We start from the raw sequence: 25,010 nt of genomic DNA on the forward strand, positions 1-25,010 counted from the left end.
CAAATCGAGGTTAATTAGTTTTTAAATGAATGAGAGACTTAATGTCTAAAAACGAAGCAGAAAATTTACCTGAAGAAGATACTTGGCAAAACTTTAAACGTCTTATGTCATATTCAAAACCTTATAAAATGGGTTTTGTTGCTGCAATTATTGGTATGCTAGGTTATGCAGGTGTTGATACCTTATTCTTTTCTCAGTTACAGCCATTAATTGATGAGGGCCTTTCAGGTAAAAACCCTAACTTTATGAAATGGGCGCCTATATTCGTTATTGCTTGTTTTGTTGTTCGGGGTATTTGTCATTTTATTGGTAACTATTGCTTAGCTTGGGTAGGTAATCATGTCGTTTCAGACATTAGGCAAAAGCTGTTTGAGCACATCATGTTTTTACCTGTCGCTTTTCATGATAAAGAGTCTACGGGATCGTTAATTTCTAAATTAACCTTTGATACTGAGCAAGTATTACAAGCAACCAGTAAAGCCTTGCTTACTTTGGTTCAACAAGGTGCTTTTGTTATTGGTTTATTAATTGTTATGTTTTATAAAAGTTGGGAACTTTCGGCTATCTTCCTACTTATTACCCCTATTATTGCCGTTATTGTTACTATTGTTTCAAAGCGATTTAGAAAAGTGAGTAAAAGTATTCAAAGCGCTATGGGGCAGGTAACTACTGCCGCTGAGCAAACATTTAATGCGCATAAAGTCGTGCTAACATTTGATGGCCAGCAACGTGAATATGATCGTTTCGAGAAAATTAATAAACATAATCGCCAACAACGGATGAAATTAGTTGCTACACGTTCAGCGAGTGTCCCTCTTATTCAAATTATTGCCTCTTTTGCTTTAGCTTTTGTATTATATGTTGCAAATCTTGAAGGAATGAAAGAAAGCTTAACTCCTGGTATTTTTATTACTGTAATAACGTGTATGACTATGCTGTTAAGGCCCTTGAAAATGCTTACTACCGTTAACAGCGAGTTTCAAAATGGTATGGCAGCCTGTGTGAGTATTTTTAAAGTATTAGATGAAGAACGAGAAAAAGACACAGGTCAGCTTACTTTAGTTAAAGCAAAAGGTTCCTTATCATTTAATAATGTTGATTTTTCATATAAAAATGATAATGAATTAGCATTGAAAAAATTAAATTTTTCGGTAAATCCTGGAGAAACTACTGCTTTTGTTGGTCGCTCAGGTAGTGGGAAATCAACAGCGAGTTCCTTGTTATTACGCTTCTACGATGCTACCTCTGGCGAAGTGCTTATTGATGGTAAAGATATTACCGAGTACAAACTTAAAGATCTTCGTAAGCAATTTGCTTATGTATCTCAGCAAGTCGTTTTATTTAACGACACATTAGCGAATAACATCGCTTACGGAAATCCTGACGCAACCGAAGAGGACATTATTGCTGCAGCAAAAAATGCCCATGTATTAGAATTTGCGGAAAAAATGCCTGAGGGATTAAATACCAATGTTGGAGAAAATGGGGCGCTACTCTCTGGTGGGCAACGACAACGAGTAGCTATCGCTAGGGCCTTATTATGTGACGCACCATTTTTAATTTTAGATGAGGCTACCAGTGCTTTAGATACTGAATCTGAACGACATATTCAAGACGCTTTACAAATTTTACAACAAAACCGCACTTGTATTGTTATTGCACATAGACTTTCAACTATTGAAAATGCCGATAATATTGTTGTTATGGAGGCAGGTGAAATTATAGAGCAGGGCGATCATAAAACCTTACTTGCAAAAGACGGTGCATATGCACAATTGCATCGTTTTCAATTTAGTTAATTGCTGTATTTATGAGACTCATTGAAAAAGTATGGTTTAAACAACACCAAGCTAAATGGCTTGTTGTGCCTTTGTTATTACCTATAACCTTGTTGTTTTTTATTCTTACGAGTTTACGACGTTTCTTTTATAAAATAGGTCTTTTAAAAGCCTGCAAAGTTTCTGCACCTGTTATTATTGTTGGTAATATAGGGATTGGCGGTAACGGAAAAACACCGGTTGTTATTTATTTAATTGAGCAATGTTTAAAACTGGGTTTGAATGTAGGTGTAGTAAGTAGGGGGTATGGTGGTAACGCACCTTATTATCCTTATTTATTAGATAATAGTAGCACAGCAAATGAAGCGGGCGATGAACCCATATTAATTTATAAACGGTGTAATATTCCTGTTGTTGTGGGTTCTGATAGAGTCGCAGCTGCTGAGTTACTCATACAACAAGGATGTAATATTATTATTGCCGATGATGGCCTACAACATTATAAACTAGCAAGAGATATAGAACTTATTATTGTTGATGCTAAACGCAAGTTTGGTAATGGCTTATTATTACCCGCAGGTCCTTTACGAGAAGGTGAATGGCGTTTAAATACGGTTGATTATGTTATTTTTAATCAACCATCAGTACCTAGTAAATTACAAAACACTCAACCTCAGGTGAATAAAACAGCAAACCATTTAGATATGGTATTGTGTCCTCAATTCGTTTGTAATGTAAAAACAAGAGAAAAAATCTCTTTACAGCTATTTATAAAAGAGCATAACAGAGTTAATGCAATGGCTGGCATAGGCGATCCAGAACGTTTTTTTAGCACCTTACGTAATCAAAAATTTGAGGTAGAAAACGCATTAGGCTTTGTTGATCATCATCATTTTACTGAACACGATTTGAAGCATTTTACTTCAGCAATACCTTTACTAATGACAGAAAAAGATGCAGTAAAGTGTCAAACGTTTGCTAAAGAACATTGGTGGTATGTTCCTGTAGGTGCTGAGTTTTCAGAGCAAGAAATTCAACCATTATTAGATAAAATAACAGCATTAGTTTATAAAGCTGATAATGACAATAACTTAAGTAACACAACTAACACAAATTAAGAGAATATCTCATGGCATTTGATACAAAATTAATGGAAATATTAGCGTGTCCCGTATGTAAGGGAAAGTTAGATTATAATAAAGACGATCAAGAACTTATCTGTAATTTTGATCGTTTAGCTTACCCTATTGAAAAAAACATTCCTGTTCTTTTAGAAAATGAAGCTCGTAGAATAACCGAAGAATAATTTAATTAAGGCGTATTTTAAATGTCATTTATTGTAGTTATACCTGCTCGATACGAATCCACACGCTTACCGGGTAAAGTGTTAGCCGATATTAATGGTAAACCCATGATTCAGTGGGTTGTTGAAAAAGCACTGCTAAGTGGTGCAAGCCAAGTTATTGTTGCAACAGACAACGATGAAGTAGAAGCCGTTGTTAAAGAGTTTGGTGGCGAAGTGTGCAAAACACGTAGTGATCACCAATCAGGTACTGAACGGTTAGCTGAAGTAATGACAACCTACCAGTTTGCTGATGATCAAATTATCGTAAACGTACAAGGTGATGAGCCATTTATTCCACCTGAAAACATTGCACAAGTGGCTGATAATTTAGCTATTCAAAATAATGCGAGAATGGCAACACTAGCCATAAAAATAACTGATGTAGATGAAGCCTTTAATCCTAATGCTGTTAAAGTGCTTTGCGATAAAAATGGCCATGCGTTATATTTTAGCCGAGCGACGATTCCATATGATCGTAATCGTTTTTTAAATAAAGATGCTGTTGCGGAAATAGGTGACTTCTATTTAAGGCATATTGGTATTTATGCATACAGAGCCGGCTTTATTAAAGATTATGTTACTTGGCCTACTAGCCAATTAGAACAAATTGAATCTTTAGAGCAATTACGTGTTCTATGGCAAGGTGAAAAAATTCATGTAGCTGTTGCTGAATCAACTGTTCCTGTCGAGGGAGTTGATACGCCAGAAGATTTAGAAAGAGCGATTCAGTACGCACAAACTCTTTAGTTTTTCATGTTTTTAAATAATAAGCCTTTGTTAATCCATAAAGGCTTATTACCACTCTTCTTTTAATAAGCACCATTCAACGTGTAATACTTGAAATTCAGTATTATTCACTTTTATTATGTTAAATATGATAAATGGAGAAAATGACAAATGAATTTAATAAAAACAATCACATGTATTGCTGTTGTCGCAGGGCTTACGATACCAGTAGTAGGTTTTACTAAAGACAATAAAGTAGAAAAAGAACCTGTTAATTCAAGCTGGCTAAGTCTTTCTAAAAAAGAATTAAAGGCTGTTGAAGCGTATGCTATTCAGTATAAAGACTATATTTATAAATCACCTACTGAGCTTACTTTTGTAACTGAAACCGTTAAAAGAGTTGAAAAGAAAGGTTTTAAAAAACTTACAGATAAAAGTAAGTTAACACCGGGAGCACGTTTTTATGACGTAAACAGAGATAGAACTATTTCTCTCATTGTTATCGGTAAAAAGTCGCTAGAAAATGGTACACGTATTGTTGGTGCACATATAGATTCTCCTCGTTTAGAGTTAAAAGGACGCCCATTATACGAAAAGGAAAAATTTGCCTTATTTCAAACTTACGTTCATGGTGGCATTAAAACGTATCAGTGGGTAAATGTTCCTTTAGCTTTAGTAGGCCGTGTTGATAAAAAAGACGGTACAACCGTTAATATTTCAGTAGGTTTTAATGAAAACGACCCTATTCTACTAGTGCCTGACCTAGCGCCTCATGTTGATCACGACAACAGAAATCGTACCAGCCGAGAAGTTATTAAGAAAGAAGAATTAGATGTTATTATCGCGGCTAAACCAGCTCTTGATACGTCTGTTAAAGATGTAGTCACCAATTTTTTACTTACCGAGTATGATATTAGCCTTGAAGACTTAGTGTCTGCGGAATTAGCTTTAATACCTGCTTTGAAGCCTCGTGATGTTGGTTTTGATCGCAGTATGATCGCCGCTTACGGACAAGATGATAAAGCATCTGCTATCGCCGCCGTTAATGCGTTACTTGAACAAAAAACACCTGAATACACCTCTATCGCCTATTTAGTTGATAATGAAGAAGTGGGTAATATTAACAACACAGGGGCAGGTTCAAGTTATTTAGTTGATTTGCTCAGTGGGCTTTTATATAAAGAAAAAGGCACTAGTTATAACGACTATTTACTACGTAAAGTACTAAGAGAAACTAAAGTTATTTCTGCTGATGTAAACCCAGGTGTAAATCCTTCTTGGGCTGGTGTATGGGAGTTAGGCAATGCACCACGTTTAGGTAATGGTGTTAACTTAAAGCTTTATGGTGGCGGTTTTAATGCTAACTCAGAATATATGGCGTGGACGCGTAACTACTTAGATAACAATAATATTAAATGGCAAACATCTACCTACAAAGGGAAAGCATCGGGTGGAACAATAGGAAGTGATTTATCAAATGATAATATGGAAGTTATCGATTTTGGCATTCCTATTCTATCGATACATTCACCCTATGCGGTTGGTTCTAAAGTTGATTTATATTCGCTTTATAAAGCTATGTCTGCTTTTTATCAGGAAAAGTAATATCGATAATAGTTAACGCATTTTTTTCGTTAAATTGAAAATAAATGCGTTATTAAGATTATATGATAATTGGTCGATGTAGAGTTGTTAGGTGTTTAAGGTTTCTTTAGCTAATACAGGATTAGCGTACATAGTTAACAACCATTTTTTCTGTTCATTAGTAAGCTGTTGAAGCCTATTGTAAAGAGGGTTGTCACTTGGCTCAATTTCTGTATTTTTCAGTAGCTCATAAGCTTTTTGATTACTGTCATAAAGTTTATAATTAGCAATGATTTTTTCATCAATAGCTTGAGCTATCGCTTTACTATCTTCAAAATCACCAAGGATAGGATCACAAAACTCAATATGCACATGTCCTTTCTTACCTACTAAACCTCGGGTTATGCTATCAAAATCTTCATTTTCTGATTTTTGATATTCACCGGTTGCTTCTTTTGCTGCTAACTCTTTTGCTTTATCTTGATCACACGGATCAAACTCATAAGAAATGGCAACAGGAATAATATTTAACTGCTCTAAATAGTCGCTAATACTTGTTTCTTTACTTTTATTTAACAGTAGCATAGAAATAAGTGCCGAATTGGTTTTATCAATACCATCTTTAGCTCTGCCTTCACGTTGAGCTATCCAAATATTCTGCTGATTTTCAGATAGCGTGTAGTGAATGTAACTCGAAAGCTGTTTTGATGCAGTTAGCATAGCTCGTTTAGTTTTTTCACTGCGCTTTACAATGAAACTTTTATTTAAACGCATTAAATCAGACACCCAAGGCTGGTTTAATAAATTATCACCAACAGCAGCTTCTACCGTAGTTATTCCACTTTGATACAAAGCTAAATTAACTAGAGCAACATCCATTACAATATCGCGATGATTACTAATAAATAACGACGGTTTGTTTGGATCTATTTTACTGATGCCATTATATGAAAAGTGCGAGCAACTCGTATCAATTAAGTGATAAAGGTACTTCGCAACTTCTTTTTGAATATCATCAATACAATTAAATTTTCTTAAACGACTTTTAAAGTAAACTTTAACAATAAACTTAGCTAAATTTGGAAATATCTTATGCGTTAGCGGAAGTTTTATACCGGCAATTGAGGCTTGCAGTGCAGGTTCATTAATAAGCTTTTGTATTACGGAAGCTACCTCATCATTTCGATAAGGTCGTATATCATCAAACATCTATGGATCCAAAGTAGCGTATAAATAAAAAATAATTTAAATAATTATCTTCTTAAATTGTTTGAACGAATCGTATAACAGAAGTTCAACATATATAGGCATATTATATCGTAAATATTAGCTTCGTTAATGCTTTTATTGTGTGATGGTAGGTATTTTTTCTTGATCTTTAACTGCGCACCAAAAAGGTTAGTATTTAACCTGGAACCGTTGGGAGCTTTAAAAAAGTTAAAAATAGGAGAGGGTAACGTTTAGCAATAAATTCTCAAGGAAGAGCTCTTATTGGGTTCGTTTTATTCTTTATATTTTGGCTGTTTCTTGTAGCTAAAAATTAATACTATGCTATAGATTAAAGAAGGTACTGTATAAAAGCTTGAGTAAGGGGGAAAGAGAAGTAAGCGAAGATTTGAGATATTTACAAGTATTAACGGGTTATAAAATGGAGTAATAAATTGCAAAAGGAGTGTTTTAGTTACAAATTTTTACTGTTCTTGAAAAATATTAATTACTTAAAAACAAATGGTTATGATTTTTAAAAAAATAAAGCATAAAAAATACTTGCCTTTTCACCTGTAAGCCCTCAGGTTATTTAATGAGTAACAATTAAAAGGAAAACCTATGAAAATAAATCTTTCTGGTCATCATGTAGAAGTTACAGATTCAATCAAAGAGCACCTAGACGAAAAATTTGCTAAAATTGCGAGTCATTTTCCCACAATCATCACACTTGATGTGATTCTTTCTAAAGAACACGGACAATATCAAACTGAAATAATTACAAATTATGAAGGTAGTCGAATATCTACATCAGCTAAAAATGATGTGATGTATCCAGCCATTGCTGCTGCTGCTAAAAAGTTAGATGCGGCGCTTAATCATAGAAAAGGTCAATTAAAAGCAAACTTACATAGTAAGCCAAATCCAACAACCCCTATAATTGCACATGAGAAAGTGCAAGAAATGAATTTAAATTCATAGTTTTAAATTGTTTAAAATCCAAACGTTTAGACTTTATGTCAGGAGGGAACTCCTGACAACTTCCCTCCATCTTTACTTCAATTAATTACTGGCTTCATGTGATAATTTCTAATTCTGTAATACTGTTAGATAATGAATACGAACTTAATGCTGTACGTGCTCAAGGTGCTGGCGGACAAAATGTCAATAAAGTTTCTTCAGCGATCCATCTTCGTTTTGATATTAATGCTTCTTCACTCCCTGATTTCTATAAAGAAAGATTACTCGCACTTAAAGATAAAAGGATCACAAAAGACGGTGTAATTATTATCAAAGCACAAGTTCACCGTACTCAAGAGAAAAATCGTGACGATGCTCTCAAACGTTTGCAAGAGCTTATAAAAAGTGTGGCTATAGTTCAGCGAGTACGACGAGCAACTAAACCGACAAAAGGCTCACAAAGAAAACGTATAGAACATAAAAAGCAAAGAGGAACGGTAAAAACGCTAAGAAAAAAAATTGCTCATTAATTTATTATAAACTCTTTCAGTACAGTTCCCTCTCTCAATCTCTTTATCATCATTGTATTAAAATTATTATTTAGGGTGCTACATATTGTGTAGCGTAATATGATCGGATATAGTTTTTATATTATTCATTAAGAGATAAAACAACATGTCATTTCCGTTACCAGGGGAGCCAGTAAGGGGCTCTAAAACGGGTAAACCTATTATGGCGTTATTAGATTTATTAGGTCGAACGTGGGCGCTTGGTATTATTTGGAATTTACAAAAATCTTCATGTACCTTTAGACAGTTGCAAGAAAGGTGCGAAAATATCTCGCCAACTCTTTTAAATAAACGTATTAGTGAATTAAGAGAAACCTCGATTGTTGAAAAAGGTTTAAATGGTTATTGTCTCACTCATTTAGGGAATGAACTTTTTACCCTAATTCAGCCTTTAGGAAGCTGGTCTGTTAACTGGAGTCAATCGTTAAAGGATGATTTGAATGAATAGATTAACTCCCAACTTTTCATTTACTGAGATGTTTTTAGATCGAGCTTCCTCTAAACGTAAGAGTTATGAGTGGTTATTAGAACAATTAAAACATCAAGAATGCCAAATAATACCTATTTGGAAAGGGCAGTTTTTGTTTAATAATACTACTTTATTCATATTTGATCGTAATCGTAAATCTCATATATTGCTTGAAAAACCAGATGGACAAGATAAAGAGAGCCCTTTTATTTTTTTAGGTATGGATAATACATCACCGATTTTTGTAATTGATATATCTTTTATGGAGAGGGATAGCGTAACTGAAATTTGTAATGAGACCATTGAATTAATTGATTTAAGATCCTCATTAGCTATCGTGTCTAGCAAACAAGCTTCAATTTTGGGATATGCTAATTGGCTAACTTATTGGCATAGATCTAATCAATTTTGTGGATGTTGTGGGAATTTTACTAAGCCCCAAAATGCTGGACATTCATTGATTTGTATAAATGCCGAGTGTGGTAAAGAAGTATTCCCAAGAACCGATCCCGTTGTGATTATGTTGGTTGAATATAAGCCTGATAACGGGCCTGCACAGTGTTTATTAGCTGAACATCACAGAATACCCGATAAAGTGGTTTCCACACTCGCTGGCTTTGTTGATCCGGCTGAAACAATAGAGCAAGCCGTTATACGTGAAGTGAAAGAAGAGGCTGGCGTTAACGTTTCTACTGTCAAATATATCACTTCGCAGCCGTGGCCCTTTCCTAGCAGCTTAATGCTTGGCTTTTATGCAACAACCAATGATTCTTTTATTCAAATTGACGATGAAGAAATTCGTGACGCACAGTGGTTTACTGCTGATGAAATACGAACATTTGATGAATGGGGAGATGAGGGGGATAATTACAAATTACCTCGAAAAGAGTCTATCTCTCGCTTTCTAATTAATGCATGGGTAGAAAATAATTAGACAGAGATTTATTGAAAAGAGAAGGTTGGAAGTATACATGTTAAATAATTCCAACCTTAATCATTTAAGTCGTCATATTAATGGGATCTAGTTAATTTAGTTCTAAATACTAATGTACTCAATAAGGCGATTAATCCCCAAAACATAGAACCGCCACTGCTATCATCTGAAGGCGTTGTAGGTTCTTCAGGAGTTGTAGGTTCTTCTGGAGTAATTAACGTATTTTTTACTGGTGTTAAATCTTGAGCTGTTGCCGAAGACGAATCAACAATAACAATTTGATATATAGTAATAAAGTTTTCAGCAGCAGGAACTGCACCGGCGACACAATTAAAATTTACGAGAGGGATGTCGGTAAAGGTAGCACTAGCATTGCAAGTTGGAATATTACCTATTGCTTCCATTACTGCAATATCACCTGCTACCACTTGGCCAAAAACAGTAAATCCATCATTTTGAAGATCTAAGTTTGCACTGTTATCTGTTAAATTAAAAAACCATTGATTTGTCGCACTGTTAGGATCACCTCCTAGCTTTGCCATAGCTATTGTGCCCTTTACATTAGAAAAAACAGGTTCGTTAATCACAGCAGCATTTTGAGGGATAGTTTCTAATTCGGCACCATTAAAAGTATAGCCGCCACCCTGAAATATGAAGTTAGAAACACTTCTATGGATAATGCTGTCGGTATACGCGCCATCATTTACATAGGCTAAAAAATTTTCCACTGTTTTTGGGGTATCTTCGTCAAATAAGTTAACTTGAATATTCCCTTGTGATGTTTGAAATTCAACAATAGTCGCATTACTTGTGAAACAGGAAAATACTGCGGTAAGACTAAAAATAGATGCAATATAATTGCATTTTAACTTATTTATCATAAGTACCTCATAATTATTGGAATTGTTTTTAATATAGTGAGTTGGATAGTAAAGATTATGAATTAAAACAACAACAGGCAATATTTACTGTTTATTGATAATGAGTGAGGAAATAAAGCTAACTTTTTGATATTAATATAAATAAAATAATGTGATTTTTTGTAATTATTGTTGATGAACTTTTGTTTTTCGTAATGTTCCTTCATTTACAACTCTTTTTAATAAAAATATATGCATCTATAAATATCTTGATTAAAAAATACACTTATTATATATATTTAATGAATAATAAAAATAATAGAGTTAGTAAAATTATGAATGTTAATAAAAAGCTTTGGTCGTTTATTTTTGGCTGTTTAATTGCTGCATCTTTTGTCTGGTTAATTAGTTTTGGTAAGAATGCCGCGGTATTAGAGTTTTTTCATCAGTACCCAGATTTTGTTATTGATTATTACGCTTTAACGGTTACTGCTGTTACTTCAGTGGGAGTAACATTTATTATTATTTTTATTATGAGTTGGGTTTTTAATGTATGTACCAGTGAACATCCCTTTTGGTTAATTCTTCCCAGTGTTACTTTTGTTTTTTTAACCTTATTTACATCTCAATTCATGCTAGCTTCTATGCTTTCAGCCGCTATACCAGCATTAACTATATTGCTACTTACTGCCATAGTATTTAGATTTTTAAACATTAACCGAGAAAATAATAAAAACGCCGACTTATAAGTCGGCGTTTTTATTTATATCCGTTACTGCTCAAGATACGTATTTTAGTTCCCACTGAAACCTGCATATTGAATGATAACGGGTATACATACTGATTATATTTTTAAAGAGAGCTACTTGGTACACTTGTTGGGCTAATGTGCTCAATAGGGTAGCAACCTAACACTTTAATAAAGTTAGTGTGCTGAGTTATTTCAGCAATAGCTTCTTGTAAGGCTAAGTTCTTTAAATTAGCTTCTACGTCTAAATAGAACATCTCTTCCCAAGGTCTACCTTGAATAGGGCGAGATTCTAATTTACACATGTTAATGCCTTTTTCTTTTAATACGATTAAGCATTCTACTAAGGCACCTGGTTTTTGGCTGGTGGCCAAAACAATAGCTGTTTTAGCTGGAATTTGTTCAGCAACATCTACAGGTTTACGCGCAACAAGAATAAACCTACTGTGGTTCTCTGCTTGATTAGCAATAGACTTTTCTAACGCATGTAGTTTGTATAGCTGACCACCTTCTTCACTACCAATAACTGCAACTGTTTTGTCTTGTAATTCATATGCTTTAGCCATCGCTTCTGCTGTACTTTCGCAATACTCAATACGGATGTTCTTTTGTTTATCTAAAAAGTTACTGCACTGAGCAAAAGGCTGGCCGTGTGCGTAAATTGTTTTGATATCGCTAAGCTTGGTGTTTACAGCAGTAAGTAAACAATGCTCTATAGGTTGAGTTATTTCACCTACAATCGACAGGTTAGTATGCTGTAACACATCGTATACTTGGTTAATACTACCTGAACTTGTGTTTTCAATCGGTAACATGCCGTAGTCTACTTGGCCTGATTCAACTCGTTGCATTATTTCAGCAAAGCTTTGGCAACCTGATTCAATGATTTTTTCAGCTCGTCGAGAAAAATATCGATGGCTAGCTAAATAACTGTAAGAACCTTTGTCACCTAAAAAAGCAACACTTACTGTCGGAACCTGAATATTTGGATTAGCAAGTGTTTGTAAATAGGCTTGCTGATTTAATACGGAGTCCTCAATTATCGTATGAAAAACACTCGTAACATAGTGGGCATCTAAACCTAATTTTTTACCTTCAGTTATTAGCCTAATCAGTAGTGCTTGTTCACGTTGTTGATCGCGTACTGGTCTTATTTGGTGTGCTTTGCTTTTAGCTACATTCAATGTAAGAGAACGTCTTTGAGCAAAAAGTTCTAGTAACTGTTGGTCAAGCTTAGTAATTTTTTCACGAATTTTGTCAAGATCTAGATCTTCGTTCACCGCATTTTTCCTATAAAATCAAATGAGAAATCATTAACATCAATATTTTTATTTTACATATAAAAAAACCTCCAACTAGGAGGTTATTATTGTTTTTTTACAAAACAAAAATCCCCTCATCTTCAATTAAAGAAAGGAAAAAGTATAAATCGTAAAAAATAAAAAGATTGAATAAGGTTCATCGTCATATCGTAGCCATGTAAGGTAATTTATTCAACCGTTTATTTAGATGAATTTAACAAGATCTATAATTTGTGTTTATTAGGGAATACATAACCAAATAATATACACAGGGCAAAATAAACTAATTGCCCAAACAAACGAGCGTAATGTGCTGAAATTAAGTAAATATAATAGGTTATATACCACTCTAGCAATAAGGTAAGTGATTGCTATTTGTTGAATAAGATCGCCTGTATGATTAGTTGCTACGGCAATTAATATTGCAGGACAAAATATAATTAATGACTCAAATGCATTTTGATGAGCAGCTAAGGCTCTGGCACCTAATCCTGTCAAGTTTTCTTGTTGGCTTCTTGGATGTTGGTTATCGTACTTTCCTAATTGATGCATTGCTATAACTACAGGGATTTTAGCCACAAAAGGCAATAATACCGCAATAAATAAAACCCAAATAAGTAAAGTCATTCTAACTCCTTGATTTATAAATGTTCGATATATAACTTTACACTAAAATTTTGTATATGCTTAATTGAATATTTATTATTCTCCTACTGGTTATATTCATTATAAAAACTTAATCAATTAATCTTTCATGAATTCTTAAATATAGGCGTTTGTATTAGTCGCTTTATTTGTTAAGATAATGTGAAGAGTTGGTTATCGTTTAGGTTATTTAGCATTGATTTATAATGATTGGTGTTAAGCAGTATAAGTTTGTATTTGTTACTCATTAACTAAGTTTGATGAGTATTAGTAATATAAATCTAATTCACAAGTATGTGTAATTGAAGAAGTTAACACTTCATAATTCAATAGCTACCACTTTACATGACTATTTATCATGGTTGATATATAGATAGGTTTGTAAGTCAACGGCAGTAAAGCTAGATTGACTCAATTAATGGTACATAAAATGTCACAAGAAAGCGCTCGTTACATACAAGTAGGTGAATGGGTCTTTGAAGTTAAAACGGTTAGAGCATTACGTGTAGATGAATATGGTAAACCTTATTCAGCTATTGCCAATTGTAATTTAAATGGCGACACAATGTATGTAGACGGTTTATTAACTAAAGACGAACAAGAGTTCAGTAAAGAAGATTTTTTAACTTTTCATAAATTTTGTAAAAAAATGGGGTTAGAAGGTTTTTCATATCATAGATACCATAATGGTGAGTCGGTAACGAAAGACGTAAAAGTTGAAACGTTAGACAACAAGTCTACTTCTGTAGATGTACCAATGAGATTAGTGACTTAATCAAAGTTATTTATTCCTGCTAAATCAGCATGTTAAGTTGATGCTGGCGACTTACTTTTTTGGGTGCTTTAATGGATGATTTTGCTGTAATAATTTTGGCTGCAGGAAAGTCTTCAAGATTAGGTCACCCAAAACAGTTAGTTGAAATAAACGGTGAAAGTTTACTCGTTAGGCAATGCAAAATATCCTTATCTATAACAAAACATGTATATTGTGTTTTAGGATACGAGACTAACTTATTTAAACCGTTGTTAGTGCCGTTACCGGTAAAACTTGTTACTAATCCTCATTGGCAACAAGGTATGTCTTCTTCTATCAGTTCTGCAATAAAGTGTTTACCTGAAACAATTGAACGTGTGATGATTGTTTTAGTTGATCAATGGCAAATTAATAAATCATTACTTATTCCACTTATTGATACGTCATTAGATAATCAATGTAATATAGTAACTTCATCTTGCTCTCGTAATAACAAATTACCGCTTAACAAAAACATACAACCTCATACTCAATTAGATAATCGAATTGGTCCTCCCACTATTTTTCCGAAAGCTTATTTTTCTCAATTATTGGCTTTAAAGGGAGATAAAGGTGCAAAAGCATTAATGATGAAAGAGATAGAGCAAGTCATACACGTTGATTTACCCGAAGCTTTTATTGATTTAGATACGGCCAACGATTTATCAAAACTGAGATATGTTTACCCTGAATAATTCTACTATCTTTAGTTTTGTTTCTTTAATAAATCAGCAAAACTGCTAAAATAGCATTTTTATTCGTGACCCCAATTAGGACAAATAGTTTATGGCGTCGTTACAAGATCAATTGTTAAAAGCAGGCTTAACTACTAAACAAAAAGCACGTCAAGCTAATAGCGATCAGCGCAAAAAAAATAAGCAAAAAAGAAGTGGTGTTAAACACGACCTGAGCTTGCAAGAAAAAGTAAAACAAGATTTAGCAAAAAGCAAAGAAGAGAAAGCGAAAAAAGATGCTGAGCTTAATGCTGAGAAAAACAAGCAACTTGCTCAAAAAGAAACACACTTAAGAATTCTTCAAATATTACAGCATCATAAATTGACAAGAATTGATGGTGAAACCGAATACAACTATACCTTTAACAGTAAAGTTAAAAAGTTATTGGTTGATGCTATTACCCATAGAGCGCTTGTTAATGGACGTTTAGCCATTTGTGGCTTAGACGAAAAAACCTACGTTGTTACCTCAGAAACAGCAGAGAAAATAGCGACATTAGATAGTTCTATTATTTTGGTTCAAAACGATAAAGTTGAAACTAATGATGTAGTAGAAGATGATCCATACGCTGAATTCCAAATTCCAGACGACTTAATGTGGTAATGATATAACCTCATACCTTGAATGCTATGAGGAATTATTATTGAATGTAATTTACTTTATGTTCGGTCCTTTAGTTGAACTAACCTTAACTACGCTAACTTTAACTACGTTAAAATTAATTATATAAAAAGAGTCAATATGTTTATTATCAGATGGATTTTAGGTCGCATTATTTTAGGTTTGAATTTTATTTTTTCACCTAGTTCGCCTAAACGAGATGCAAATGCACAAAATGAAATTAATGCCCAAACACAACATTTAAGTTTATATCAATTACCTGCTTGTCCGTTTTGTGTCAAAGTACGCAGAGCAATAAAACGTCAAGGTTTACAAATTGATATTTGTAATATTAAAGATGAAACATACCTTAACGAACTAGTAAACGAAGGTGGAAAAAGAACGGTTCCTTGTTTAAAAATAGCTAAACCGGGTGAAGCTGTTACTTGGTTGTATGAATCGAAAGACATTATTAATTACTTAGGAAAAATTGCTTAATTCTTCAGTAAGTTTTAACTCTCAATTCTATTTACTGTATTAAGTATGAAATGAATCATGCTTAATACGGTCTTATCATTTAACAACCTATTAATTTTAGAATCTAGTTCCCTTTAAGAGAGTGAGTACCGCATGCTTATTAAAACTCCGGCTAAATCAGCTTTAACAGAAAATAGTGTTACAGACGAGAATGTTTATACTGATAGACGAAGTTTGTTAAAAAAAATGGGCTTTTTAGGAGCCGGTACTTTGTTAGCAAGTTCAGCTAATGCTAAAGGTTTTGATCTGTTTTCTTCTGATGAAGAAGCGGAAGTATTTAAAACAAAAGCGATAAAGTATTCACCCGCTAAAAATGCCATGAAAGGTGAAGTGCTTACGCCAGAAACTAAAGTGATTAGCCATAACAATTTTTATGAATTTGGTACTAAAAAATCAGATCCTATAAACAACGCTCAAGCGTTTAAAGTAAATCCTTGGACGCTAAAAATATCAGGTGAAGTGAATAAACCGTTTACTTTAGATTACGATGATCTATTTAATAAGTATGCCATTGAAGAACGTATTTACCGTTTACGTTGTGTTGAAACATGGTCTATGGTTATACCTTGGTTAGGTTTTTCATTATCTAAAATAATTAAACAAGCCGATCCAACCTCAAAAGCAAAGTATGTAGCCTTTGAAACCTTACATGATCCTGAGCAAATGCCAGGACAAAGAAGCCGAAGAGTTGGTGGTGGTATCGATTATCCTTATGTTGAGGGTTTACGTATTGACGAAGCAATGAATCCTCTTACATTAATGAGCGTAGGTTTATATGGAAAAACATTACCTGCTCAAAATGGCGCACCTATAAGATTAGTTGTGCCTTGGAAATATGGTTTCAAAAGTATTAAATCGATTGTAGGTATTAAATTAGTAGAAAAAATGCCACCTACAACATGGAATATATTAGCACCTAGCGAGTATGGCTTTTACGCGAATGTAAACCCTGCAGTTGATCATCCTCGCTGGAGCCAAGCAAGTGAACGTAAGATAACATCTGGAGGGCTATTTTCTCGAAATAGAATCGATACTTTACCTTTTAATGGCTACGGCGAAGAAGTTGCTGATATGTATGAAAATATGGATTTACGGAAATATTATTGATGCAGATTAAAAAATATTTTCCGCCTATTTGGTTGCTTAAAACCTTTGTACATGTTTTTTCATTATTACCTTTAATCAACTTATATTGGCTGGCGTTTATAGATGAGTTAGGCGCAGATCCTGTAAAAGAAGTTATTCACTTTACTGGAATTGGAGCACTTAACTTATTTTTATTGTCGTTAACAATCTCTCCATTAGCTAAATTTTTAAAACAAGGGAAACTGATTAACTTGCGTAGAGTGATTGGTTTATATGCCTTTTTTTATGCGGTATTACACGTATTAAACTTTTTATTTTTTGAAGTACAATTCGATTTTAGTTTATTTATTGATGAGATATTTGATAGGCCTTATATCACTATAGGAATGGTAGCTTTATTAATTTTAAGTGCACTAGCTATAACTTCAATAAGCACTATACGCCGCAAAATGGGGAAGGGGTGGCAAAAACTACATAACTTAACTTATTTAGCTGGGATACTTATCGTGACTCATTTTTATTGGTCGGTTAAGTCTGAGCTAACCAGCCCGTTAATGTATATCGCCGTGCTTATTTTGTTACTTTATTTACGTCGCGACAAATTTCGTCGGTGGTTGTAGTGTTCTTTTTAAATGGGTAATACCAGCACATTAAAAACAAGATAAAAAACCGATATTATAATGTAATTGGTATAATATCGGTTTTTATTATTTGTTAACTAACTTTACCATTAAGGTAATTATAAGTTTTTAGCTTTCTAAGTAATCGGTTGTTTTTACCGAAAACTCTTTTAATAAATCATCAATTAAGCGATTTATTTCTCCAGCCATTAATGAGAAATCAGCATCTAACTTAGCAATAATATCGTCGCTATCAATATCATCGTTTTGCTCTTGTAGTACATCAAAAAACTTTAAGCGTTTAATGGCTAAATCATCACATAAAATAAACGAAATAGCGTCATCCCATTCAAGAGCAACTTTCACTACGTATTTGTCGGCATCTAAATGCGCTTTTATTTCATCGCTTGCTAGATCTTGATTTTTAACGCGCACTACAGCACCGTCATCACCAAGCGCATTAAATTCAGCTTCCATACCTAAATTAAAGTTGTCGCCAAGTTCAGTACCTGCTACCCAATCTGTCATTACTTCATCAGGTGCTTTTTCAGGTGATACTGAAGTAACAGGTAATGTGCCAAGCGCTTTACGTAATAAAGCAAGGAAATCTTCTGCTTTACCTCTTGAACCGGTGTTAATAACAATAATGTTATGTTCAGGGCTTACATAGGCATGTGTATCGGTTACACGTGAAAAAGCACGTGGTAACAATTCAAAAATAATGTCTTCTTTAAATTGTTCTTTTTCTTTTTTAGTTGCTGAACGCGAATGTTCTTGTTCATGCAACGCTATTTTAGCTTCTAGTTGATCTTTAATAACCGGAGCTGGAAGAATTTTTTCTTCTTTTCTAGCGCATAATAAAAAATTATTGTTTACGCCATGCACAATTGTACTACCGTGCTTACCTAATGCGTTTACCCAACCAAAATGAGATTGTTCTGTAGAAGCACAAGGCGTGAATAAGTGCTCAGAAAGTTGTTTTTCTATATCTTGTTCAGACCATTCAAAAGGGCGCGTGAAAGCAAAAAAATAAAGGTTCTTAAACCACATTGATAATAATCCTGCCCCATATTTATAGGGATGTTGAGTGAAGAAAGTGGGTAATAATAGCTTAATTGATTGGGTTATTCATTGAAAAGTCCTTTTAAGATTCACTTATTTGTCATTTTATTTTTTAACGACTATGGTTAAATTGAAAATTAGCGATAAAAAGAAGAAAAAACTAAGCACAATAAAGAAATAACAAAAATGATAAACGGCTTAAATATAAAACAGGTTTTTCTTTGTTTAGTCATAAAAAAGAAACTAAAAAGAAATATATTTTTAATGATAATGTAATAAAACTTTAAAGTTTTTGTCGCATTGTAATAAATTTGTCATAAATTAACGGCAAAATATGCACCATTAAATAATACACTTTCAAACAATTTAAGGCACAACATGAAACTTACACATAATATACTTGCCATTGCTGTTTTATCTTCGTTATCAATAACTACATATGCTGCAGACGTTACTATTTACGGGAAAGCTAACGTTACGGTTCAGTCTTCAGATGATGGCAAAGGCTCTTTTACTGAAGTGAAAAGCAATGCGTCACGTATTGGTGTTAAAGGTACTCATGAATTAGAAGAAGGGCTTGAAGTTGTTTACAAAGCTGAATTTCAAGTAGACCTTGACGGTGATAGTGCTAAAGGAGATAGCATTACCGATCGTAATCAATACATAGGATTACGCGGTGCCTTTGGTGAAGTGTTATTAGGTAAAAACGATACGGTTTTAAAACAGTCGCAAGGCAAGGTTGACCTTTTTAGTGATTTAAATGGTGATATTAAAACTTTATGGAAAGGTGAAAACCGTATGGCTGACACGGTTACATATAAATCACCTAAATTTTCTGATGTTCAAGTAGGTGTTACTTATATCGCTGAAGACAGTGTTGAAGCTGACAATGCTTACTCTTTATCAGTATCATATGGTGATTCTAAGCTTAAAAAATCTAAACTTTTTGCCTCTGTTGCAATGGATTCGGAAGTTAATGGATATGACGTAGTTAGAGCAACTGTGCAAAGTAAAGTTTCAGGTATTACTTTAGGTGCAATGCTTCAAACACAAGAAAGAATTGATGGTACTGCTGAAATGGATGGTTTAATGGTATCGGCTAAGTATTCTGTAAATAAATTAACGTATAAAGGGCAAGTACAAACTGCTAATTTTAAAGACGGTGATGATCTATCAGGCATTACTCTAGGTGTTGACTATGCTTTAGCTAAAAGTACTAAGCTGTTTGCTTTTTACACCAATTTTGATTTAGACAGCCAAGTGGATAAAGAATATTTAGCGGTAGGTATTGAATATAACTTTTAGTTATTGGTATAGCCTGATAAAAGCCGCATTCAATGCGGCTTTTTTATGATTAAAAGATAGTGAACTAAAGTTGTTCTTGATATTATTCACTTAATCTCTCGCTTTGTCATAAAAGTGTCACTTAAATTTAGCACAATGAACATATATACCAGTTGTTATTCCAGATGAAAAATCTGTAATAAGCATCTTGAATGGTAACGGGTATGAATATTGTTACTTCTTTTACGTTTTTAATTAAGAGGTAAATTTAACATGGTTATATTGACCGCTTTTTGAAACATAGCAGGAATTTTATGAGCAGACGTATTTTAGTTGTCGAAGACGAAACGCCGATCAGAGATATGATTACATTTGTTTTAGAGCAAAACGGATTTAATGTAGTTGAAGCTGAAGACTTTGAACAAGCCACAAAAAAAGTTGTTGAGCCTTATCCTGATCTTATTTTATTAGATTGGATGTTGCCAGGTGGCACAGGGGTTAAACTAGCAAAATCACTTAAGCAAAACGAATACACACGTAATATCCCTATTATTATGTTAACTGCTAGGGGTGACGAAGAAGATAAAGTTAAAGGCTTTGAAGCCGGGGTCGATGACTATGTAACTAAACCTTTTTCGCCTAAAGAGCTTATTGCTCGTATAAAAGCGGTTATCAGAAGAGTATCTCCCACGTCTTTAGAAGAAGAGATTGAGTTTCATGGTATGAAATTAGATCCTGTTTCTCATCGTGTTTCTATTCATGATAGCAATTTAGACTTAGGTCCAACCGAATTTCGTTTATTACATTTTTTTATGACACATACCGAACGCGTTTATAGTCGTGAACAGTTACTCGATAATGTTTGGGGAACTAACGTGTATGTTGAAGATAGAACAGTAGATGTTCATATCAGGCGATTACGTAAAGCAATCACCGGACAAGGTCATGAAAATTTTATTCAAACAGTTCGTGGTTCTGGCTATCGTTTTTCTGGAAAATTATCGTCTTAAACTATGCATTTTAAATTAATTATTCGTACTTTATTTTTACGACTAGGTACTTGGCTTTCATTAAGTGTTTTACTCGGATATTTACTAGGTAGTGTTTGGGCCGCTTTAGCATTATGTAGTCTTACTGTTATTGCTTGGCACTACCGTCATTTGTACGAATTTATTAATTGGATATGGCAGAGTAAGGCCATTTCGCCTCCGCAAGCGGATGGTGTTTGGGGTGATATTTATAATGGATTATATCGACAAATAAAAAGACATCGTCAAAAACAAAAAAAATTGAATGATAAACTTCGTCAGTTTAGAGACGGAGCCGAGGCATTACCTGATGCCGCTTTAGTGTTATCTAAAGACTTTATTATTCAATGGGGCAATAAAAAAGCACAAAAATTATTAGGTGTACGCACTTCTGGCGATGTTGGCCAGCGTATCGATAATTTAATTCGCTTTCCTGAATTTTCAAAATACCTCGATGCGCATAATTGGGATACTCCTTGCCACATTGTTTCTCCCGTTAATCATGAAATTCATTTAGAACTTCGATTTATGGCTTATGGAACTGAACATTTACTTTTTATAGCGCGTGATGTGAGTAAAATTCGCCGCTTAGAAGAAATGCGCAGAGACTTTGTTGCTAATGTTTCGCATGAGCTAAAAACACCTTTAACGGTAGTTAGAGGCTATGTTGAAATGATCCAAATGGAAGAAGAAACTTTTAATCCTCATTGGAAAAAAACTTTCGCGACCATTGAATCACAAGTTTCACGTATGGACCGATTGGTTGAGCAACTGTTAGTTTTATCTCGAACAGAAATTAATGTTGATAACCATGATCAACATTTAGTTAACGTGCCTGAGTTAATAGAAGACTTAGTTGAAGATTCACAATGGTTAAATCAAGATAAAAAACACACTATAACTACCGAAATAGATAGCTCATTTGGCTTATTAGGATTTGATACAGAATTGAAAAGTGCATTTTCTAATTTATTGTCTAACGCTATAGGTTACACGGCACCCAATGGAAATATTCATATTACTTGGAAAAAATCGGGTAATAGAATGATGTACAGTGTGAAAGATGACGGGCCAGGCATTAGTAAACAACATATCAACCGACTAACCGAGCGTTTTTATCGTGTAGATAAATCAAGATCTCGTGATACTGGTGGTTCTGGTTTAGGGCTAGCTATTGTTAAGCATGTATTAAATCATCACCATGCAGAGTTAAGTATTAATAGTGAGTTAGATAAGGGAAGTGAATTTATCATTTATTTTGATGCTAAAAGTATGGTTTCGTTAACTAACTAAATTTTTAGCCAACATATTAATCAATATATTGGTGGTTCTAATACTTCGTAATAGGGGCCATCAACACGCTCTAATAGATTTATGTGATAATTATTCATCCCTGTAATCCTTTCTTATTTCAACTATATTTCCTTTTTATTTCTAATTTGTTTCTTTTTTATTTCAATTGTCATTTAACTGTCACATAAGCGCCCTATAATTTTTACATTGCGTTTATATACTACACCGCAATCAATTATATATAACAACATTCGTCGGAGAGTGACATGGGTTTTAAACGTGCTTTAAGCATTTTAAGTTTTACAAGCTTAGTAAGTTTTTCAACTTTAGCAGTTGATAATACATTACCAGAATACAAAAAAGTAAGTGGTGTTTCAGGCAACCTATCATCAGTAGGTTCAGATACTTTAGCCAATATGATGACTTTTTGGGCTGAAGAATTTAAACGTACTTACCCAAATGTAAATGTTCAAATACAAGCTGCGGGTTCTTCTACAGCTCCACCAGCATTAACTGAAGCTACTTCAAACTTAGGGCCAATGAGTCGTAAGATGAAGTCTAGAGAAATAGAAGCATTTGAAAAACGGTATGGTTACAAGCCAACAGCTGTTCGTGTAGCTATTGATGCGTTAGCGGTATTTGTTCATAAAGACAATCCAATTAAAGGTCTACGTATTGACCAAGTTGATGCTATTTTTTCTAACAACAGAAAATGTGGTGCAGATAAAAATGTTGATCGTTGGGGTGACTTAGGCTTAACGGGTGACTGGTCTGGTAAAGATGTTCAACTATACGGTCGTAACTCGGTATCTGGAACATACGGTTACTTTAAAAAGAAAGCCCTTTGTAAAGGTGATTTCAAAAACACAGTAAATGAGCAACCGGGTTCAGCATCTGTAGTACAGTCAGTATCGGCATCTTTAAACGGTATTGGTTACTCAGGTATTGGTTATAAAACTTCTGGTGTACGTGCATTACCTCTTTCTAAAAAAGGTGATAATTTCGTAGAAGCAAATATGGAAAATGCGGTTTCTAAAAAGTATCCATTATCACGCTTTCTATATGTTTACGTGAACAAACATCCTAATAAGCCTTTAGCACCTATGGAAGCTGAATTCTTGAAAATGGTTTTATCTAAATCAGGTCAAACTATTGTAGAAAAAGATGGTTATATTCCATTACCTAGAAGCGTTGTAGATAAAGAGTTTAAAAAGTTAGGTTTAACTCACTAGTTAACTTAATCATTTTTAAATTGAAAAGCCTGACAGTGTCAGGCTTTTTTGTTTTCTACATTATGATAAGTAAATATGAGAAGTAAATTAAGACTTGATTAAAAGCTCAATACCTAAGGGTTTGAGTAGATCAATCTCATAAAATAATTCGTTATCTACAATAGGGTGATCAATCAACCAATCATTATCAAGTGATAGCGTTAATATATCGTCATCTGCTTCAACAACTAAGGTATAGGTATCGTTAATGTGGCGTTGCTGAGTCAGTAAAATACTTAAGCGGATGATCACACATATTTTTTCTAGTTTTTTAGGTTCAAGTAAATACCACTGAAAATGATTAATAGGTGTTATTTTTTTTCGTTGATTACCCACTAACCATGCTAATGCTTGTTGTTGTTCCTGATTGAATCCCGGCAAATCAGCATAAGAAAGAATATATGCGCCGTGTTTATGGTAGCCAGAAGGATTTATGTCGAGTCCAATTTCATGCAGTTGTATTGCTGCTTTTAAAAGCTCTTTATAGGTGCTTTTATTCATTTTCCAACTGGGTTGTACTTGGTTGAATATTGCAACAGCTTGTTCGTTTACTGTATTGGTGTAGTTTTCATCAATACTAAATCTTTCCATTAAACTTGTAATAGTACGGCTGCGTATATTGTTTGTTTCGTTGGCTGTATTGTCGAGTTGTTCAAACAAAACACCTTCTCTAAGTGCATATTGGCAATGGCTAAACTCTTTAATTTGTAATGTTTCCATTAGCGCTATAGTAATAGCTACGCCTGCACAAATTACGGGTACTCTATTTTCTTTTAAGCCACTAATGTTGATGTTTTTTATGTGCTCACATTGAATTAAGTCTTTTTTAAAGTCGTGTAATTTTTTCAGCGTAACGGGTTTATCAATATGCTCTCCATGGTTAACAACTTTATAAATAGATTTTAGTGTGCCTGAAGTACCTATAACTTCTTGCCAAGGCGATTTTTTAAAACGTTTTACAATAGAGTCTATTTCGCGTTTTGCCCCTTTAATGGCTTTTTTAAACGCTATTTCAGAAATTGAACCCTCAGCAAAAAACTGTTGAGTAAAGCTAACACAACCCATAGTTAAACTGGCTAAGGCGTGAATATGGTTGCCTGTGCCTATTATACATTCTGTACTTCCACCACCAATATCGATCACTAAACGGGTGTTTTTAGAGTGAGTTAAATTATTCACGGCTTGATAAATGAGGCGAGCTTCTTCATGCCCCGAAATAATTTCTATATCGAAAGGGAATACTTTGGCTGCTTCTTTTAAAAATTCTTCCGTGTTTTTAGCTTCACGTAAGGTAAAAGTTGCAACGGCTCGAAAGTTTTCTTTGGTTAAATGTTCTGTAGTGGCAGCAAGGTTCGCTAAAATATTTACACCTCGCGAAATAGCTTCTGAAGATAATGTTTTATCTTCAGAAAGGCCATCTGCGAGTTTAGCTTGGTATTTTTCGGTGTGCAGTATTTGTATATGATTATTAATACTGCGAGCAAGAACAAAGTGAAAGCTATTCGAACCAATATCTAATGCTGCTAAGTAGTTGTCAGCACCATTGTTTAAAGCAGGTTCAGAGTTATTCATAGAG

The 25,010-nt window shown here is 33.9% G+C and carries 26 protein-coding genes; 20 read left to right on the top strand and 6 right to left on the bottom strand.

Annotation, left to right across the window (positions count from 1 at the left end; genetic code table 11):
- The first annotated feature begins 41 nt into the window (after positions 1-41).
- From msbA to ACM9HF_RS19580, 5 genes are all read left to right on the top strand, one after another.
- Positions 42-1,799 (top strand): lipid A export permease/ATP-binding protein MsbA, encoded by a 1,758-nt coding sequence (gene msbA / locus ACM9HF_RS19560; protein ID WP_473613218.1) that lies wholly within the window; start codon positions 42-44, stop codon positions 1,797-1,799.
- 11 nt (positions 1,800-1,810) lie between these two features.
- Complete coding sequence (lpxK, locus tag ACM9HF_RS19565; RefSeq protein WP_473613219.1) at positions 1,811-2,896, top strand: tetraacyldisaccharide 4'-kinase; 1,086 nt, start codon at positions 1,811-1,813, stop codon at positions 2,894-2,896.
- Between the two features lie 11 nt (positions 2,897-2,907).
- Positions 2,908-3,084: a Trm112 family protein gene (locus ACM9HF_RS19570; protein ID WP_473613220.1), complete on the top strand. Its 177-nt coding sequence runs from the start codon at positions 2,908-2,910 to the stop codon at positions 3,082-3,084.
- Between the two features lie 21 nt (positions 3,085-3,105).
- Positions 3,106-3,870, top strand: coding sequence for a 3-deoxy-manno-octulosonate cytidylyltransferase (gene kdsB, locus ACM9HF_RS19575; RefSeq protein WP_473613221.1), 765 nt, complete (start codon positions 3,106-3,108; stop codon positions 3,868-3,870).
- Between the two features lie 150 nt (positions 3,871-4,020).
- Entirely contained in the window at positions 4,021-5,454 is a 1,434-nt protein-coding gene (locus ACM9HF_RS19580; protein WP_473613222.1) for a zinc-binding metallopeptidase family protein, read from the top strand.
- An 87-nt stretch (positions 5,455-5,541) separates the two neighbouring features.
- Here ACM9HF_RS19580 and ACM9HF_RS19585 read toward each other — a convergent pair whose 3' ends face one another.
- Complete coding sequence (locus tag ACM9HF_RS19585; protein ID WP_473613223.1) at positions 5,542-6,642, bottom strand: 1-acyl-sn-glycerol-3-phosphate acyltransferase; 1,101 nt, start codon at positions 6,640-6,642, stop codon at positions 5,542-5,544.
- 618 nt (positions 6,643-7,260) lie between these two features.
- Between ACM9HF_RS19585 and hpf the strand changes: the two genes are divergently transcribed.
- From hpf to nudC, 4 genes are all read left to right on the top strand, one after another.
- On the top strand, positions 7,261-7,620 hold the full coding sequence (gene hpf, locus ACM9HF_RS19590) for a ribosome hibernation-promoting factor, HPF/YfiA family (RefSeq protein ID WP_473613224.1): 360 nt from the start codon (positions 7,261-7,263) through the stop codon (positions 7,618-7,620).
- 98 nt (positions 7,621-7,718) lie between these two features.
- The gene (gene arfB / locus ACM9HF_RS19595; RefSeq protein WP_473613225.1) at positions 7,719-8,129 is read left to right on the top strand and encodes an alternative ribosome rescue aminoacyl-tRNA hydrolase ArfB; all 411 of its coding nucleotides are present in this window, start codon (positions 7,719-7,721) and stop codon (positions 8,127-8,129) included.
- Positions 8,130-8,274: 145 nt separating this feature from the next.
- Entirely contained in the window at positions 8,275-8,616 is a 342-nt protein-coding gene (locus ACM9HF_RS19600) for a winged helix-turn-helix transcriptional regulator (protein WP_473613226.1), read from the top strand.
- Positions 8,609-9,571 carry an NAD(+) diphosphatase gene (gene nudC, locus ACM9HF_RS19605; RefSeq protein ID WP_473613227.1) on the top strand — a complete coding sequence of 321 codons (963 nt, stop codon included), beginning with the start codon at positions 8,609-8,611 and terminating at the stop codon, positions 9,569-9,571. Before ACM9HF_RS19600 ends, nudC begins: the two co-directional genes overlap by 8 nt.
- Positions 9,572-9,648: 77 nt before the next feature.
- Here the strand turns inward: nudC and ACM9HF_RS19610 are convergent, their stop codons facing one another.
- Positions 9,649-10,452 carry a peptidylprolyl isomerase gene (locus tag ACM9HF_RS19610; protein WP_473613228.1) on the bottom strand — a complete coding sequence of 268 codons (804 nt, stop codon included), beginning with the start codon at positions 10,450-10,452 and terminating at the stop codon, positions 9,649-9,651.
- A gap of 314 nt (positions 10,453-10,766) precedes the next feature.
- Between ACM9HF_RS19610 and ACM9HF_RS19615 the strand changes: the two genes are divergently transcribed.
- Positions 10,767-11,180, top strand: a complete 414-nt coding sequence (locus ACM9HF_RS19615) for a hypothetical protein (protein WP_473613229.1) — start codon at positions 10,767-10,769, stop codon at positions 11,178-11,180.
- Positions 11,181-11,283: 103 nt separating this feature from the next.
- Here ACM9HF_RS19615 and pheA read toward each other — a convergent pair whose 3' ends face one another.
- Together pheA and ACM9HF_RS19625 are read right to left on the bottom strand one after the other, a co-directional pair.
- A complete protein-coding gene (pheA, locus tag ACM9HF_RS19620; protein ID WP_473613230.1) occupies positions 11,284-12,459 on the bottom strand; it encodes a prephenate dehydratase in 1,176 nt (391 codons plus the stop codon).
- Between the two features lie 261 nt (positions 12,460-12,720).
- Positions 12,721-13,107, bottom strand: a complete 387-nt coding sequence (locus ACM9HF_RS19625; RefSeq protein ID WP_473613231.1) for an MAPEG family protein — start codon at positions 13,105-13,107, stop codon at positions 12,721-12,723.
- 448 nt (positions 13,108-13,555) lie between these two features.
- Here ACM9HF_RS19625 and ACM9HF_RS19630 point away from each other — a divergent pair, with 448 nt between their 5' ends.
- The 6 genes from ACM9HF_RS19630 (at position 13,556) to msrQ (ending at position 17,496) form a co-directional block, all read left to right on the top strand.
- Positions 13,556-13,900 carry a hypothetical protein gene (locus tag ACM9HF_RS19630; RefSeq protein WP_473613232.1) on the top strand — a complete coding sequence of 115 codons (345 nt, stop codon included), beginning with the start codon at positions 13,556-13,558 and terminating at the stop codon, positions 13,898-13,900.
- A 71-nt stretch (positions 13,901-13,971) separates the two neighbouring features.
- Positions 13,972-14,613 (top strand): nucleotidyltransferase family protein, encoded by a 642-nt coding sequence (locus tag ACM9HF_RS19635; RefSeq protein WP_473613233.1) that lies wholly within the window; start codon positions 13,972-13,974, stop codon positions 14,611-14,613.
- A 91-nt stretch (positions 14,614-14,704) separates the two neighbouring features.
- Positions 14,705-15,256, top strand: a complete 552-nt coding sequence (locus tag ACM9HF_RS19640) for a DUF2058 domain-containing protein (protein ID WP_473613234.1) — start codon at positions 14,705-14,707, stop codon at positions 15,254-15,256.
- 138 nt (positions 15,257-15,394) lie between these two features.
- Positions 15,395-15,751 carry a glutaredoxin family protein gene (locus ACM9HF_RS19645; protein WP_473613235.1) on the top strand — a complete coding sequence of 119 codons (357 nt, stop codon included), beginning with the start codon at positions 15,395-15,397 and terminating at the stop codon, positions 15,749-15,751.
- A 132-nt stretch (positions 15,752-15,883) separates the two neighbouring features.
- A complete protein-coding gene (gene msrP / locus ACM9HF_RS19650) occupies positions 15,884-16,897 on the top strand; it encodes a protein-methionine-sulfoxide reductase catalytic subunit MsrP (RefSeq protein WP_473613236.1) in 1,014 nt (337 codons plus the stop codon).
- Positions 16,897-17,496: a protein-methionine-sulfoxide reductase heme-binding subunit MsrQ gene (gene msrQ, locus ACM9HF_RS19655; protein ID WP_473613237.1), complete on the top strand. Its 600-nt coding sequence runs from the start codon at positions 16,897-16,899 to the stop codon at positions 17,494-17,496. Before msrP ends, msrQ begins: the two co-directional genes overlap by 1 nt.
- 129 nt (positions 17,497-17,625) lie before the next feature.
- Here the strand turns inward: msrQ and rdgC are convergent, their stop codons facing one another.
- Positions 17,626-18,546, bottom strand: coding sequence for a recombination-associated protein RdgC (rdgC, locus tag ACM9HF_RS19660; protein ID WP_473613238.1), 921 nt, complete (start codon positions 18,544-18,546; stop codon positions 17,626-17,628).
- Positions 18,547-18,936: 390 nt separating this feature from the next.
- Here rdgC and ACM9HF_RS19665 point away from each other — a divergent pair, with 390 nt between their 5' ends.
- From ACM9HF_RS19665 to ACM9HF_RS19680, 4 genes are all read left to right on the top strand, one after another.
- Complete coding sequence (locus ACM9HF_RS19665) at positions 18,937-19,863, top strand: porin (RefSeq protein ID WP_473613239.1); 927 nt, start codon at positions 18,937-18,939, stop codon at positions 19,861-19,863.
- A gap of 293 nt (positions 19,864-20,156) precedes the next feature.
- Positions 20,157-20,852, top strand: coding sequence for a phosphate regulon transcriptional regulator PhoB (phoB, locus tag ACM9HF_RS19670; RefSeq protein ID WP_076418640.1), 696 nt, complete (start codon positions 20,157-20,159; stop codon positions 20,850-20,852).
- Positions 20,853-20,855: 3 nt separating this feature from the next.
- Positions 20,856-22,163: a phosphate regulon sensor histidine kinase PhoR gene (gene phoR, locus ACM9HF_RS19675; RefSeq protein WP_473613240.1), complete on the top strand. Its 1,308-nt coding sequence runs from the start codon at positions 20,856-20,858 to the stop codon at positions 22,161-22,163.
- 266 nt (positions 22,164-22,429) lie between these two features.
- Positions 22,430-23,395: a PstS family phosphate ABC transporter substrate-binding protein gene (locus tag ACM9HF_RS19680; protein ID WP_473613241.1), complete on the top strand. Its 966-nt coding sequence runs from the start codon at positions 22,430-22,432 to the stop codon at positions 23,393-23,395.
- Positions 23,396-23,482: 87 nt separating this feature from the next.
- Here the strand turns inward: ACM9HF_RS19680 and ACM9HF_RS19685 are convergent, their stop codons facing one another.
- Positions 23,483-25,006 (bottom strand): Ppx/GppA phosphatase family protein, encoded by a 1,524-nt coding sequence (locus ACM9HF_RS19685; protein ID WP_473613242.1) that lies wholly within the window; start codon positions 25,004-25,006, stop codon positions 23,483-23,485.
- Between the last annotated feature and the right edge of the window lie 4 nt (positions 25,007-25,010).

The sequence above is a fragment of the Colwellia sp. RE-S-Sl-9 genome (assembly GCF_048296855.1).
Taxonomy (GTDB): Bacteria; Pseudomonadota; Gammaproteobacteria; order Enterobacterales; family Alteromonadaceae; genus Pseudocolwellia.